Source organism: Streptomyces sp. NPDC005799 (assembly GCF_040630525.1).
Lineage (GTDB): Bacteria > Actinomycetota > Actinomycetes > Streptomycetales > Streptomycetaceae > Streptomyces > Streptomyces griseorubiginosus_B.
This window is the reverse complement of record NZ_JBEXXQ010000014.1, coordinates 67615-82485: the sequence shown is the minus strand read 5'-3', so window position 1 is coordinate 82485 and position 14871 is coordinate 67615. Positions and strand designations below refer to the sequence as shown.

At 71.5% G+C, this 14871-nt stretch carries 12 protein-coding genes and 1 tRNA gene; 3 read left to right on the top strand and 10 right to left on the bottom strand.

Annotated elements, in window-relative coordinates:
• Together ABZ453_RS16135 and ABZ453_RS16130 are read right to left on the bottom strand one after the other, a co-directional pair.
• A complete protein-coding gene (locus ABZ453_RS16135) occupies window positions 1-2211 on the bottom strand; it encodes an MMPL family transporter (protein WP_359015588.1) in 2211 nt (736 codons plus the stop codon).
• A gap of 127 nt (window positions 2212-2338) precedes the next feature.
• Window positions 2339-2932: a TetR/AcrR family transcriptional regulator gene (locus ABZ453_RS16130; RefSeq protein WP_359015586.1), complete on the bottom strand. Its 594-nt coding sequence runs from the start codon at window positions 2930-2932 to the stop codon at window positions 2339-2341.
• A gap of 165 nt (window positions 2933-3097) precedes the next feature.
• Here ABZ453_RS16130 and ABZ453_RS16125 point away from each other — a divergent pair, with 165 nt between their 5' ends.
• A complete protein-coding gene (locus ABZ453_RS16125; protein ID WP_359015584.1) occupies window positions 3098-6316 on the top strand; it encodes a S41 family peptidase in 3219 nt (1072 codons plus the stop codon).
• 100 nt (window positions 6317-6416) lie between these two features.
• Here the strand turns inward: ABZ453_RS16125 and ABZ453_RS16120 are convergent, their stop codons facing one another.
• The 4 genes from ABZ453_RS16120 to ABZ453_RS16105 all read right to left on the bottom strand — a co-directional run bounded on the left by ABZ453_RS16120 (window position 6417) and on the right by ABZ453_RS16105 (window position 10021).
• Window positions 6417-6638 carry a hypothetical protein gene (locus tag ABZ453_RS16120; RefSeq protein ID WP_359015582.1) on the bottom strand — a complete coding sequence of 74 codons (222 nt, stop codon included), beginning with the start codon at window positions 6636-6638 and terminating at the stop codon, window positions 6417-6419.
• A gap of 88 nt (window positions 6639-6726) precedes the next feature.
• A complete protein-coding gene (locus tag ABZ453_RS16115) occupies window positions 6727-7611 on the bottom strand; it encodes an SDR family oxidoreductase (RefSeq protein ID WP_356772296.1) in 885 nt (294 codons plus the stop codon).
• On the bottom strand, window positions 7608-8525 hold the full coding sequence (locus ABZ453_RS16110) for an alpha/beta hydrolase (protein WP_359015579.1): 918 nt from the start codon (window positions 8523-8525) through the stop codon (window positions 7608-7610). The genes ABZ453_RS16115 and ABZ453_RS16110 overlap by 4 nt, the downstream gene beginning before the upstream one ends.
• Window positions 8522-10021, bottom strand: coding sequence for an NAD(P)/FAD-dependent oxidoreductase (locus ABZ453_RS16105; RefSeq protein ID WP_359015577.1), 1500 nt, complete (start codon window positions 10019-10021; stop codon window positions 8522-8524). Before ABZ453_RS16105 ends, ABZ453_RS16110 begins: the two co-directional genes overlap by 4 nt.
• Window positions 10022-10179: 158 nt before the next feature.
• On the opposite strand from ABZ453_RS16105, the gene ABZ453_RS16100 reads away from it, so the two are divergent.
• On the top strand, window positions 10180-10797 hold the full coding sequence (locus ABZ453_RS16100) for a MerR family transcriptional regulator (RefSeq protein WP_359015671.1): 618 nt from the start codon (window positions 10180-10182) through the stop codon (window positions 10795-10797).
• Between the two features lie 133 nt (window positions 10798-10930).
• Here the strand turns inward: ABZ453_RS16100 and ABZ453_RS16095 are convergent, their stop codons facing one another.
• Complete coding sequence (locus ABZ453_RS16095) at window positions 10931-11737, bottom strand: exodeoxyribonuclease III (RefSeq protein ID WP_359015575.1); 807 nt, start codon at window positions 11735-11737, stop codon at window positions 10931-10933.
• A gap of 68 nt (window positions 11738-11805) precedes the next feature.
• Between ABZ453_RS16095 and ABZ453_RS16090 the strand changes: the two genes are divergently transcribed.
• The gene (locus tag ABZ453_RS16090; RefSeq protein ID WP_359015573.1) at window positions 11806-12288 is read left to right on the top strand and encodes a GNAT family N-acetyltransferase; all 483 of its coding nucleotides are present in this window, start codon (window positions 11806-11808) and stop codon (window positions 12286-12288) included.
• Between the two features lie 188 nt (window positions 12289-12476).
• Here ABZ453_RS16090 and ABZ453_RS16085 read toward each other — a convergent pair.
• The 3 genes from ABZ453_RS16085 to ABZ453_RS16075 form a co-directional block, all read right to left on the bottom strand.
• Window positions 12477-12550 (bottom strand) — tRNA-Ala (locus ABZ453_RS16085).
• Between the two features lie 141 nt (window positions 12551-12691).
• The gene (glpR, locus tag ABZ453_RS16080) at window positions 12692-14008 is read right to left on the bottom strand and encodes a gephyrin-like molybdotransferase receptor GlpR (protein ID WP_359015571.1); all 1317 of its coding nucleotides are present in this window, start codon (window positions 14006-14008) and stop codon (window positions 12692-12694) included.
• Window positions 14009-14205: 197 nt separating this feature from the next.
• Window positions 14206-14862 (bottom strand): GNAT family protein, encoded by a 657-nt coding sequence (locus ABZ453_RS16075; protein WP_359015569.1) that lies wholly within the window; start codon window positions 14860-14862, stop codon window positions 14206-14208.
• Window positions 14863-14871: the final 9 nt, after the last annotated feature.

Genomic DNA, 14871 nt, shown 5'->3' with positions numbered 1-14871 from the left:
TCAGGCCCCTACCAGCTCCCGCTCCTCGTCCGGGTCGATGTCCTTCGTCCCGTCCAGGGTCTTCAAGCCCTCGCCCTCGACGTCCACGTTGGGCAACGCCCGGTCCAGCCACTTCGGCAGCCACCAGGCCCTGCGGCCGAGCAGCGCCAGCACCGCCGGGACGATCGCCATGCGGACGACGAACGCGTCGAAGAAGACCGCGATCGCGAGGCCGAAGCCGATCATCTTGATCATGGACTCGCTGGAGCTGATGAACCCTCCGAAGACGGCCATCATGATGACCGCGGCGGCGGCCACCACCCGGGCGCTGTGCCGGAACCCGGTGACCACGGCCTGGCCGGGCGTCTCGCCGTGGACGTACGCCTCCCGCATCCGCGTCACGAGGAACACCTCGTAGTCCATCGCGAGACCGAAGACCACGCCCACCATGAAGATCGGCATCATCGACATGACCGGGCCGGTCTGTTCGACCCCGAGGAGCCCGCCGAGCCAGCCCCACTGGAAGACCGCGACCACGGCGCCGAGCGCGGCGAGCACGCTGAGCAGGAAGCCGAGGGCCGCCTTCAGCGGGACCAGGATCGAGCGGAAGACCACGATCAGCAGCAGGAAGGCGAGCCCCACCACCAGGCCCAGATACGGGATCAGGGCGTCGTTGAGCTTCTGCGAGAAGTCGATGTTCATCGCGGTGGTGCCGGTGACCAGCACCTTCGCGTCCGTGTCGGCCTTGATGCCCGCGCCCTTGTCACGGATGGCGTGGACGAGGTCCTCGGTCTGGACCGAGGACGGCTTGGACTTGGGGACGACGGTGATCATCGCGGTGTCGCCGGTGTCGTTGAAGTGCGCCGGGGTCACCGCGGCGACGTCCCCGAGGCCCTTGATGGCGTCGGTCACCCGGGAGGCCGCCGCCTTGGGGTCGGCGCTGTCCTTCGCGTCGGTGACGATCAGCAGAGGCCCGTTGAAGCCGGGCCCGAAGCCCTCCGACAGCACGTCGTAGGCGCGGCGCTGGGTGGTGGAGGTCGGCTGGGAGCCGTCGTCGGGCAGGCCCAGTTCGAGCTGGGTGGCGGGTACGGCGACGGCGCCGAGGCCGACCACGCCGAGCAGCAGCACCGCGGCGGGACGGCGGACGACGAAGCTCGCCCAGCGCTCGCCGAGACCGGGCTTGCCGGGCGCGTCGGAGGCCTTCTTGCGCCGCTTCTCGCCCACCGCCCGTACCCGCCGGCCCGCGTAGCCGAGCAGCGCCGGGATCATGGTGAGGGCGATGAGGACGGCCACCACGACCGTGCCCGCCGCCGCGAGGCCCATCTTGGTCAGCATCGGGACGCCGACGACCGACAGGCCCGCCAGCGCGATCACGACGGTGAGGCCCGCGAAGACCACCGCCGAGCCGGAGGTGCCCACGGCGCGGCCGACCGCCTCCTCGCGGTCGCGGCCCTCGGCCAGCTCGCCGCGGTAGCGGGAGACGATGAACAGGGCGTAGTCGATGCCGACCGCCAGGCCGATCATCAGCGCCAGCGTGGAGGTGGTGTCGCCGAGGTCGAGGGTCTTGGCGAGCGCGGTGATGGTGGAGACGCCGATGCCGACGCCGATGATCGCCGTCAGCAGCGGCAGTCCGGCCGCGACGAGCGAGCCCAGGGTGATGACGAGGACGATCGCGGCGATGACGAGGCCGACGACCTCGCCGGCCGCCCCGGCCTCGGCCCCGGACTGCAGCGCGTCACCGCCGACCTCGACGGTCAGCCCGGCGTCCCGCGCCTGCTGGGCGGTGTCCTCAAGGGCGGTGCGGGAGGCGTCCTTGAGCTCCATGCCTGATTTGTCGTACCGCACGGAGGCGTAGGCGACCGTGCCGTCCTTGCTGACGGCGTGCTGCTTGAAGGGGTCGTCGACGGAGGTGACCTCGGAGCCGTCGGCCAGCGCCTTCACCGTCTTCTCGACGGTCGCCTTGTTGCCGGCGTCGGTCATCTTCTCGCCGGCCGGCGCCTTGAAGACGACCCGCGCGGTGGCGCCGTCGGAGCTCGTGCCGGGGAAGCGCTGGTCCAGCAGGTCGAAGGCCTTCTGCGCTTCGGTGCCGGGGATCGAGAAGGAGGTGGAGCCGGCGGAGGGGGCGCTGGCCGCAGCGACCCCCGCCAGGGTCAGTAGGGCCACCCAGAACAGGGCGACGAAATGCCGTCGCCTGAAGGCGAACCGGCCGAGTCGATAGAGGAACGTGGCCACGGAGGCGTACTCCCGGTCAGGTCGTGGGGTCTTTCAGGGCAGGGGTGATCACCCGCGGGGAGGCAGGGGTGATCGTCCCGACGACGTGAGCGGTGACGTCAGGTGCTGGAGAGGTGTTGGGGAGGGGTCAGGCGCCGAGGGCGGGGAGCACCACGGCGTCGATGTACGACAGGAGGAAGGCCTGGGTCGGCGGCCGTTCGTCGATCAGCGTGCGGGCGGCGAACCCACCGATCATCATGTGCATCACGTAGTCGACCGCGGGGTTGTCCGCACGGACCTCGCCCCGGTCGATCGCCCGTTGCAGCACCTGGCGGAACTCCGCCATCTCGGGCTCGATCAGATACTCCTTGAACGCCTTCAGCAGGTCCGGGTTGCCATGGATGGCCATGGCCAGACCTCGCATCAGGGCGGAGTTCTGCTCCATCTCACAGTCGTCCGACGCCATCGTGAGCGCGTGCAGGTCACCCCTGAGCGAGCCGGTGTCCACCGAACCGCCCGCCGCGCCCGGCTTGTTGTGCCGCACGGCCTTCGCCACCAGCTCGGCCTTGCCGCCCCACTGGCGGTAGAGCGTGGCCTTGCTGGACTTGGTGCGCGCGGCCACGGCGTCCATGGTGAGGGCGTCGTAGCCGACCTCCCTGAGCAGGTCGAGCACGGCCGCGTACAGCTCGGCCTCGCGCTCGGGCGTGATCCGACTGCGACGCGCGGTCGCGACCTCAGTCATGCCACTCACCTTTCCGCTCGGGGGGGTGCCTTCCTCGTACACCAAGAACATACCCTGCCAACGAGCGAAACGAAACCGTTTCGTACGTGTGCTGGCTCACGTGTGTGAAGGAACCGTAAGTATCCACAAGTTGCCCTGCCCCATCCAGGGGAAAAGCATGGGGAGGTGAGCTATCTGCGCCTGCCGCACCTGAGCGGCGACCTGTTGACCTTCGTGGCCGAGGACGACCTCTGGCTGGCTCCCCTCGACGGCCCGGGCCGCGCCTGGCGCCTCACCGTGGACCGTACCAAGACCGGCCACCCCCGCTTCTCGCCCGACGGCGCCACGATCGCGTACACGAGCTGGCGCAGCCTGGTCCCCGAGATCCACGTCGTGCCGGTGGACGGCGGCCCCGGACGGCAGCTCACGTACTGGGGCTCGCCCGACACCCAGGTCTGCGGCTGGGACCCCGGCGGCACGGTCCTCGCCGTCGCCTCCCACGGCGAGCCCTTCTCCTATTTCACCTGGGCCTACAAGGTCACCCCCGACGGCTCCCCCGGCCGCAAGCTCCCCTGGGGCCCGGTCTCCGACATCCAGGTCGCCGACCTCGCCGGCGAGCGCAGAACGCTCCTGCTCACCGGCACCCCGCCGCACGAACCGGCCGCCTGGAAGCGCTACCGGGGCGGCGCCACGGGCCGCCTGTGGCTGCACGGCGAACGCCTGCTCGCCGACCTCGAGGGCCACCTCCACTCCCCCATGTTCGTCGGCGGCCGGATCGCCTTCCTCTCCGACCACGAGGGCATCGGCAACCTCTACTCCTGCGCGTACGACGGCTCCGACCTGCGCCGGCACACCGACCACGACGCCTTCTACGCCCGGCACGCCTCCAGCGACGGCACCCGCGTGGTGTACCAGTGCGCCGGGGACCTGTGGATCGTCGACGACCTCGCCGCCGAGCCGCGGAAGCTCGACGTACGGCTGAGCGGGCCGCGCGCGGGACGCCGTACGTACCAGGTGCCCGCGGGCCAGCACGTGGACGGCATCTCGGTCGACGAGACGGGCCGGGCGAGCGCGATCGTCGTACGCGGCAGCCTGTACTGGCTGACCCACCGGGACGGCCCCGCCCGCACCCTCGCCGACACCCCGGGCGTACGGGTCCGCCTGCCCGAAATGCTGGGCTCGAGCGGCCAGGTCGCCTACGTGACCGACGCCGAGGGCGAGGACGCGATCGAGATCGCCTATCTGCCGAGGGCGACGGGAGACCGCGAGCCGCGCCGACTCGCCTCCGGGCAACTGGGCCGGGCCTTGGAACTGGTCTCCGATCCGCAGGGCGAGCGCCTCGCCATCGCCTCGCACGACGGACGGCTCCTCCTCCTCGACGCGAGTGAGGACTCCAACGGCGAGGTGACCGAGCTGATCCACTCGGTCAACGGCCCGGTCCGCGACCTCGCCTTCTCCCCGGACGGGGCGTGGCTGACCTGGTCGCATCCGGGGATCGGGCGGACCCTGCGCCAGATCAAGATGGCCCGCATAAGAGACCGCCACGTCATCGACGTCACCGACGGCCGCTTCGAGGACGAGGGCCCGGTCTTCACCCGGGACGGCCGCTATCTGGCGTTCCTGTCCTGGCGCGGCTTCGACCCGGTGTACGACGTCCACACCGGGGACCTGTCCTTCCCGCTGGGCTGCCGCCCCTACCTGGTGCCCCTGTCCTCGGCCACCCCCTCCCCCTTCGCGCTGAATCCGGAGGGCCGGCCGGCCGCCGGGGGCCTGGACCCGGTGGAGGAGGACGAGGGCGACGGCGCCGTGACCGTGGAGGTGGAGGGCCTGGAGAGCCGGGTCACCCCGTTCCCGGTCGCCGCCTCCAAGTACTCGGCGCTGCACCCGGTCGCGGGCGGGGGGCTGGTCTGGCTGCGCTGGCCGATCTCCGGCGCGCTGGGCGAGACCTTCGCCAACCCGGACGACACCACCGGCCGCCCCACCCTCGAGCACTTCAACATCAGCAAGGCGAAGAAGTCCGAACTCGTCGAGCACCTCGACTGGTTCGCGGTCAGCGGCGACGGCACCCGGCTGGTCGTGGTCGACGAGGGCGACCTGCGGGCGGTCCCCTCCACCGAGTCCGGTGACGGCGACTCCACGGTCTGGATCGACCTGCGCCGCATTCTGCACCAGGTCGACCCGGCCGCCGAGTGGCGCCAGTCCTACGAGGAGGCCGGCCGGCTGATCCCCGCGTACTTCTGGGACCCGGGGATGTGCGGCGTCGACTGGAAGGGGGTCCTGGAGCAGTACCGCCCGCTGGTCGAACGGGTCGCCTCCCCCGACGACTTCGCCGACCTGCTCCGCGAGGTGCTCGGCGAGCTCGGCACCTCCCACGCCTATGTCACGGCCGCCCGCCGCAACGAGGGCCCGCCGCACTACCAGCGATGGCAGGGCCTGCTCGGCGCCGACTTCGTGCACAGGGACGAGGGCTGGGTGGTCAAACGGATCCTCCCCGGCGACTCCTCGGACTCCAAGGCACGTTCCCCACTGGCCGGCACCGGCATCCGCGAGGGCGCGGTCCTCACCCATGTCGACGGCCGCCCGGTGGACCCGCTGACCGGCCCGTACCCGCTGCTCGCGGGCGCGGGCGGCACGACCGTGGAGCTGACGTTCACCCCCGCGGAGGGCGAGGCGGGCCGCTCCCGCCGGGTCGCCGTGGTCCCCCTGATCGACGAACGCCCCCTGCGCTACCAGGACTGGGTCGCCAAACGCCGGGCCGTCGTACGGGAGTTGAGCGCCGGACGGTGCGGCTACCTGCACATCCCGGACATGGGCGGTTCGGGCTGGGCCCAGTTCAACCGCGACCTGCGCATGGAGGTCTCCCGTCCCGCGCTCATCGTCGACGTGCGCGGCAACGCGGGCGGCCACATCAGCGAACTGGTCGTGGAGAAACTGACCCGCACCATCCTCGGCTGGGACCTGACGAGAAACGCCCAGCCCGTGTCGTACGCCTCGAACGCCCCGCGCGGCCCGGTGGTCGCCCTCGCCGACGAGGCGACCTCCTCCGACGGCGACATGATCACGGCCGCCTTCAAACTCCTGAAGCTGGGCCCCGTCGTGGGCCAGCGCACCTGGGGCGGAGTGGTCGGCATGACCGGCCGCCACCGCCTGGGCGACGGTACGGTGATCACCGTACCGATGAACGCGGCCTGGTTCGACGCGTACGGCTGGGGCCTCGAGAACAGGGGCGTCACCCCCGACCTGGAGATCCTCCGCACTCCGCTGGACTGGGCGGAGGGCCGCCACGCCCAACTGGACGACGCCGTACAACTGGCCGTGGACCTCCTGGAGACCAACCCCCCGGCAACACCCCCGGACCACAGCAACGTCCCAGACCGTTCACGTCCCGAACTCCCGCCCAGGTGAGGTCTTTCAGGGGCGCGGGGAAGCGCGCACGGCAACCGAAGAGTGGGGCGCCCCGAAACACAGGGCACCCCACCTCGTCGGCTGAAGCCAAGCGCAGCGGCTAGGCCTCGAAGTCCTCGAGCCGGTCCTCCTCGTGCCGCATGCGGTCCGACTCCTCGTCCCGCATCCGGTCACGGTCACGGTCACGGTCCTGACCCGGGCCCTGGCCCTGGCCTTGCTGACGGCCGCGCTGCTGACCCTGCTCACGGGCCTGCTGGGCCCTCTGCTTGGCCTGCTCCTGCAGCTGCTGAGACTTGTCCTGGAACTGGTCCTTCATACCCATGTGGGTTCACTCCCATTGAGGGTGAGGGGAAAGGCCCTTGGTCGGGCCTCGACCAGATTCACATGCCCCGACAACCCTCGCATTTCGATCAGTTACGTTGCGTAGCGCGAGCCGCCTCGTCCGCCGCCCCACCTGCGCCGACGAGCCCGCCGCGCATGCCCTCCAGCCGTGACCCGAACCGCCGCATCTCCCGTTGCCCGACGGTCCCGATGATCCCCGGCAGGTATCCGCGGACGCCTTGCATCCCGCGCAGCCACCACTGCCCGTACACATGGCTCGACCGCCGCTCGATCCCGGCCACGAGCCGGTCCACGGCCGGCCCCAGCGGGTACGTCTTGTTGGACGGCCAGGGCAGCCGCTGCCGCAACTCCCGCATGACCTCGTCCTGGTCGGCGCCGCGCACCATGTCCGTGTCGGTCCAGGACAGATACCCGACGCCGACTCGTACGCCCTTGTGGCCGACCTCGGCCCGCAGACTGTGCGCGTACGCCTCCACACCGGACTTGGAGGCGCAGTACGCCGTCATCATCGGCGCCGGGGTGATCGCCGCGAGGGACGCGATCTGCAGCAGATATCCGCGGCTCTCCATCAGCACCGGCAGGAACGCCCGTGCGGTGACGGCCGATCCGATGAGGTTGACCTCGATCACCCGCCGCCAGGCCTCCGGATCGGAGTCGACGAAGGGCCCGCCGGTCGCGACGCCCGCGTTGGCGACGACGATGTCGACCTTCCCGAACCGCTCCTTGACCTCGGCGGCCACCCGGCTCATCGCCTCGTGGTCGGTGACGTCGGCGTACCAGTGGTCGCTGTCGCTGTGCAGCCGCCCGGAGACCTGCTTGAGGGCGTCCGGTTCCAGTCCGACCAGCGCCACCTTGACCCCGCGCGCCGACAGTTTGCGCGCGAGCAGCTCGCCGACCCCGCGCGCGGCGCCGGTGACGACCGCGACCTGTCCCTCCAGGCTCACCCTGCTCATGCACCCTCCTTGATCGTCACGAACGTCGTCACCAGGTCCCGGATCCGGGCCGTGACCAGCTCCGGCGCCTCCACCGGGGTCATGTGGCCGAGCCCCGGCAGCTCGGTCAGGCCCACGCAGTCGGGCAGCGCGGCGACCAGCGCCCGCGCCTGCACGGGCGGTGTGAGCCGGTCGGCGGTCCCGACGACGACGGCCGCCGGCACCCTCAACTCCCGTACGGCGTGGTCGAGATCGAGCAGGTCCAGCACCTGAGACCAGGCATGGCGCACCGTGCGCGGGCAGGCGTGCACGATCCGCGCGCACGCCTCCACCATGTGCGGTGCCGAACCCGGCCCCATCGTCCCGTACTTGAGGATCCGGCGCGCGAGGGGCGTGACCGGTCCGAGCGGCGCGCGCGAGCCGAGGATGTGCTTGGTCAGCCAGGTCCGCAGTGCGCCGGCCCCGATCGGTACGACCGTCGACTCGGCGACCAGCCGCGAGGATCCGGTGCTGCACAGCAGCACGGCGGCGACATGCTCCAGGAACCCGGGCCGCCCGCTCGCGGCCATCACGGTCATGCCGCCCATGGAGTGCCCGGCGACCACGGCCCTCTCACCGGGCTTCAGGGTCGCCTCCAGTACGGCCTCGAGGTCGTCCGCGAGGGCCTCCGTACTGCAGGCCGGGCTCACCGGGCTGCGTCCGTGGCCGCGCTGGTCGTAGGCGATGACGCGGTGGTCGACGGCGAGGTCCCGGATCTGGGCCGCCCAGAAGGCGGTGGAGCAGGTCCAGCCGTGGGCGAGGACGACGGCGGGGGCGCCTTCCGGGCCGTGGATCTCCACGTGCAGCCGGGCGCCGTCGGCGGAGACGGCGGTGAGCTCACGGGTCGGGGCGGGCGGGGCGTACGGCCCAGAGGCCACGGCGGTCAGGCGGCTCACGCGCCCACCTCCGCGGCCGACGCGGCGGGAACGCGCAGGAGTTCGTACTCGGCGAGATCGACCCGCCGGGTGGCCCGCCGGAACTCGGTCGTGGTCCCGGGCCAGATGGTGGTGTTACGGCCACTGGGGTCGAGGTACCAGCTGGTGCAGCCACCGGTGTTCCACACCGTCCGCCGCATCCGCTCCTGCACCCGGCGGTTCCAGGCGGCGACCGCGCCCGGCCGGGCGTCCAGGGCCGCTCGGCCGCCGAGGACGTCCAGTTGCCGCAGGAAGTCCGTCATGTAGGTGAGCTGGGACTCGATCATCAGGATCATCGACGAGTTGCCCAGGCCGGTGTTGGGCCCGATGATCGTCAGCCAGTTCGGGAACCCGGCGGCCGATGCCCCGCGCAGGGCCTCCATCCCGCCCTTCCATGCCTCGGCGAGGGTCTTGCCCTCGGTGCCCACGACCCGTTCGGCGATGGGCATGTCGGTGACGTGGAACCCCGTACCGAAGATGATCGCGTCCACCTCGGCCTCGCTCCCGTCGGCGGAAACGACCGTGGAACCGCGGATCTCGCTGAGCCCGCTCGCCACGACATCGACGTTGGGCCGCGCGAGCGCCGGGTAGTACTCGCTGCTGAGCAGGATCCGCTTGCAGCCGATGCGGTAGTCGGGGGTCAACTTCGTGCGCAGGGCCGGGTCCTTGATGGCGCGGCCCATGTTCCGCTTGGCCAACTGCTCCACGAAACCGAGCTCGTCGGGGTGCTTGGTGAACGCCTGGACCTGCAACTCCCGGATGCCCCACAGCAGTCCGCGCCGGGCCTTGGCGGTGAAGGGCAGCGCGCGGTGCAGCGCCCGTTCGGCCCCGGTGATGGCGCGGTCGACGCGGGGCAGCACCCAGGGCGGGGTGCGCTGGAAGAGGGTGAGGTGCCCGACCAGCGGCTGGATCGCCGGCACGATCTGGATGGCGGAGGCGCCCGTCCCGACCATCGCGACGCGCTTGCCGCGCAGGTCGTAGTCGTGGTCCCAGCGGGCGGAGTGGAAGACCTTGCCGGGAAAGGAGTCCAGCCCGGGCACTTCGGGGATCTTCGGGTCGGACAGCGGCCCGGTGGCGGAGACGACGACGTCCGCGGAGAGCGCCCCGGAGCTGGTCTCGATGTCCCACCGGAGCTTCGCGCCGTTCCAGGTCATCATCTTGACCTCGGAGTCGAAGCGGAGGTGCGGGCGCAGCCCGAAGACGTCCGTCACATGCTCCAGATAGGCGCGGATGTGCTCCTGCCCGGAGAAGGTGCGCGGCCAGTCGGGATGGGGCGCGAAGGAGAACGAGTACAGGTGGGACGGCACGTCGCACGCGCATCCGGGATAGCTGTTGTCCCGCCAGGTGCCGCCCACGCTCCCGGCCCGCTCCAGCACGACGAAGTCGGTGACACCCTCGCGCCGCAGCCGTACGGCGGCCCCGAGTCCGCCGAATCCGGACCCGATCACCGCCACCCGCACATGCTCGTGTTCGGCCATGCCGTCGCCCTTCCTCCCCAACTCCGCCAGTGAACACTGGCGCAATGGGAGCGTAGAGCAGCTCCGTACCGATGGGTAGGGGGTGCGGAAGGGAAGTTACCGGCGGTACAACATAGGCTGCGGGCGTGACAGGGGCTGACGGACGACGCGAGTACCGCATGGAGGAGCTGGCGCGGCTGGCCGGCATCACGGTGCGCACCCTGCGCTTCTACCGCGAACGCAAGCTGATCGCGCCGCCCCGCCGCGAGGGCCGTATCGCCTGGTACGACGACCACCACCTGGCCCGGCTGCGCACCATCGCGGCGCTCCTGGAACGCGGCCACACCCTCACCGGCATCGCCGAACTGGCGGAGGCCCTGGACCACGGCCGCGACGTGGCCGACGTCCTCGGCGTCGCCCCCACCGAGGAGGAGCCGGTCCGCCTCACCCCCGAGGAACTCGCCGCCCGCTTCGAGGGCCAGGTCACCCCCGAGAACCTCGCCGCCGCCCTCGACCTCGGCTATCTGGGCACCGACGGCGACGAGATCGTCCACATCAGCCGCCGCCTCCTGGACGTCTCCTCCGCCCTGGTCCGCGAGGGCATCCCCCTCGCCGAGGTCCTGGCAGCGGGCGCCCGCGTCCGCGAACACGTCGACGAACTCGCCGAGATGTTCGCGGCCCTGGTCCTCCGCCACGGCACGGAGACCGACCTCCACCGCCTGCGCCCCCTGGCCCGCAGCGTGGTGGAGGCGGAACTGTCACTGGCGCTGGACCGGCGGTTGCGGAAGCGGGAGTGACTGGGGTCCGTCCCTACCGGAGGTCGTGGACGGCCGGGGAGCCTTACCGGAGGTCGTGGACGGCCGGGGAGCCTTACCGGAGGTCGTGGACGGCCGGGGTGCCTTACCGGAGGTCATGGACGGCCGGGGAGCCTTACCGGAGGTCGTAGACGACGGTCACCGGCGCGTGGTCCGACCAGCGCTCGTCATGCGTGGCCGCCCGCTCGACGTACCCCTTCACGGCCTTGGCCGCCAGCCCGGGCGTCGAGACGTGGTAGTCGATGCGCCAACCGCTGTCGTTGTCGAAGGCCCGTCCGCGGTAGGACCACCAGGTGTACGGGCCCTCCACGTCCGGATGCAGGGCGCGTACGACGTCCACGTAGCCGCCGTCGGCCTGGTCGAACACCTGGGTGAGCCACTCCCGCTCCTCCGGGAGGAAGCCGGAGTTCTTCTGGTTGCCGCGCCAGTTCTTGAGGTCGGCCGGCTGGTGGGCGATGTTCCAGTCGCCGCAGACGACGACCTCGCGCCCGTCGGCGGCGGCCCGCTCGCGCAGCGCCTTCAGGTGGACGAGGAACTCGGCCATGAAGCGGACCTTCTCGTCCTGCCGCGCGGTGCCGACCTCGCCGGAGGGGAGGTAGAGGGAGGCGACGGTGATCCCGGGCAGGTCGGCCTCGAGGTACCGCCCGGTGGTGTCGAACTCGGCCGAGCCGAAGCCGACCCGGACGCGGTCGGGCTCACGGCGGGTGTAGAGGGAGACGCCGGCGCGGCCCTTGGCGGCGGACGGCGCGTGCACGACGTGCCACCCGTCCGGCATGCGCACCTGCTCGGGCAGCTGCTGGGGCTCGGCCCGCACCTCCTGCAGGCACAGCACGTCGGCGGAGGTCCCGGCGAGCCACTCGACGAAGCCCTTCTTCGCGGCGGCACGCAGTCCATTGACGTTGACGGAGGTCACAGTGAACACGCGGGAACCCTACCGGCACACTGGACACCGTCCAGATCCGGTCTACGCACAGGTGTACGGTCCCCAGCATGAACATTCGCCGCGTCCCCTTCGACCACCCGGACGCCGTCAAGCTCAACGACGAGGTCCAGGCCGAGTACCACGTCCGCTACGGCGACGGTGGCGACGCCACCCCGCTCGACCCGTCCGACTTCGAGCACCCGAACGGCGTCTACCTGATCGCGTACGACGAGTACGACAGCCCGGTCGCGTCCGGCGGCTGGCGCGCGCAGGACGCCAACGAGGAGGGCAACCGCGACGGCGACGCCGAGCTCAAGCGCATGTTCGTGGTGGCCTCGGCCCGCGGTCGCGGCCTCGCCCGCCGCATCCTGACCGCCCTGGAGGAGGACGCGCGGGCGGCGGGACGCGCCCGGATGGTCCTGGAGACCGGCCTGAAGCAGCCGGAGGCCATCGCCCTGTACACGTCCAGCGGCTACGAGCCGTGCGAGAAGTTCGGCTACTACCGCTTCCACGAGAGCAGCCGCTGCTTCGCGAAGCCGCTGGGGTCCTGAGCCGACCGTCCCGGAGACCGGCCGCCCGCACCGGGAGCCGACCGTCCGTCCCGGGAGTCGGCCGCCCCGCCGCCGGCTGACGCGCTGTCAGCCGGGTGTCGCTCGCGGCACAACAAAGATCCCGCCCGATCTTCCGATCGGACGGGATCTCATCAACTGCCCCAGGTTTCCCTGACCAGTTGTTGCGGTGGACCTGAGGGGATTTGAACCCCTGGCCCCCTCGATGCGAACGAGGTGCGCTACCGGACTGCGCCACAGGCCCTTGCAACGAGTGAAACTCTAGCACCCCGATCCGCGTGCTTGGAAATCCGTTCCCGGGCAGGCGGGGAGGGCAGCGGCACAGGTGGGACGGGCGGGAGACGCCGCGCGGGTCGAGTGGCGACGACGGCTCGGGGGCCGTCGGCTACTCGTTGGCGGCCTTCGGCCGGTCCCCGTCCTCGTACTGGTCGAACAGCGGCGTACGTCCCCGCTCCCGCGCCCGCCGCGCGGAGGCCGCCCGCCGGGCGTCACTGCGCCCGTCGTCCTCGGCCCTGTCCTCCGCGTCGGCCTCCGGCGTCTCCACACCGTCCCGGCGTTCGGCCGCGGCGACGTCCTGCGCCTCCTGGTCCCGGGCCACGGAACTCGACCGCGCCGAGCTCCACGCGTCCGGTGCCCCGAGGTCCACGTCCGCGGTCGCCCGCGGAGCGACCGGCGCGGTCACGTACGTCGGCAACGGCACCGGCACCGGATCCCAGCTGTCCCCGTGCCCCGGCCGCCGCTGCCGCTCGCGCTGCTGGTCGACCCACTCGGCGTGGTCGGTCTGCTCGACGAGGGCGCGCCGGTCGGCGGCCAGCGCGGACAGCCCGGGGTCGGCCTCGGGCTCCGGGCCCTTCTCGGTCTCGTCGACCTGTGACTCGACGGTGGGGCGGCGGCGCGGCTGGCGGGCGCGCTCGCGGAGGCGCTGCGCGGCGGCCTCGGCCCGGCGCCGGTCCATCTGGAAGGCGAAGCGCCGGCGCTCCTGGGCGCGCAGGTAGGCGATGTACCCGCTGAGCAGTACGGCGGGAACGCCGGGTGCCCACAGGAACGCGAGGCCTCCGACTGCGGCGACGATCGCGCCGAGCGTGAAGGCGAGGAAGAGCATCACGGTGGTGCGCCGACGGCGCGCGAGCACCTTCGTACGCCGGGCGCGCGCGGCGGCGGCTTCCTGCGAGGGCGTGCGCCGTGCGCCTGGCACTCGCTTTCGCGCCGGCGCGGAACTGGATCCGCGCGCCGGGGCGGAGTCGGATCCGCGCGCCGGGCCGGTGCCTGCTGCGGCCGCCGGGGCGGAGTCGCCCGCTCGGTGGTTCGCGGAGCCCGCGCGCGCGGGCGCGGAACTTGTTCCGGACGCCGGCGCGTCGGACTTGTCGCGCGCCGGTTGCGCACGCCCCGACGCCTGCGCCTGCACCTCCGCGCTCGCCTGCGGGCGGGTCGGAGGCATGGCGAAGGCCCGGACGTCCACCGAGTCGGTGATCGCGCCCGGAGCGTTCACGCCGGGCTCCCCCTCTTCGGTGGAGCGCGCGCGCAGGTCCCTGGCGTACCGACGCTCCATGCCCGCTCGTCCGGACAGCAACCGGATGGCGGTGCTGAAGCGTTCCGTCGGACGGGCCTCGTTCAGCTCGTCCTGCCTACGGAGCCACATCGGCACCAAGTAGGCGGCCCAGGCCCCGACAATGACTGCGTAGATGAGGCCGCTGCTGCTCACGCCTCACACGGTAGAGGGGTTTGCGTGAGGCCATCTGCCAATTGGGCCGGTGTGTCGCACGATCTGGCTGATATTTCGAACTTTTTTTGTGACCGATGCGATCAGCCACCCGCCGAGGCCGCGAATTTAATGCTTCGAGACGGTCACCGTGCGATCAATTTCGAACAAGTATTCAATTACCTCGGCACCTGGGGCGACTATGCGGGATTCCCCGGAGTGTTGTGGGCGTTCCGGGGGGTCGTGCGGGGCGCGTCCTGCGAGGCCCGCTGAGAGGCTGCCCGCTTCCAGCGGCTGAGCAACCCGTCCGGGACCTCTTCCGCGGTGAGCGCGAACACGAGATGGTCGCGCCAGGCTCCGTCGATGTGGAGATAACGCGGCCTGACTCCCTCCTCGCGGAATCCGAGTTTCTCCACGACCCGCCGGCTCGGCCCGTTCTCGGGGCGAATGCAGACCTCGATGCGGTGCAGACCGACGGCCCGGAAACAGTGGTCCACGACAAGTGCCACGGACGTCGGCATGACTCCGCGGCCGGCCACCGCCTCGTCCACCCAGTAACCGATGTGCCCGGAGCACATGGAGCCCCAGGTGATGCCGGCGACCGTCAACTGCCCGACGAGCCGCCCCTGGTACTCGATGACGAACGGCAGCATCCGGCCCGCGTTCGCTTCCGAGCGCAGGTGCCGGACCATCTGACGGTAGGTCGGCCGATGCGCGACCGGGCCGCTGGGCGTGGGCGGCGGAATGGTCGCCTCCCAGGGGCGCAACCAGTCCCGGTTGCGCCGGTTGACCTCGCGCCACGGCCGCTGGTCGCGCAGTTTTATCGGCCTCAGGACGATGTCGCCGTCCGTCAGCACGACGGGCCA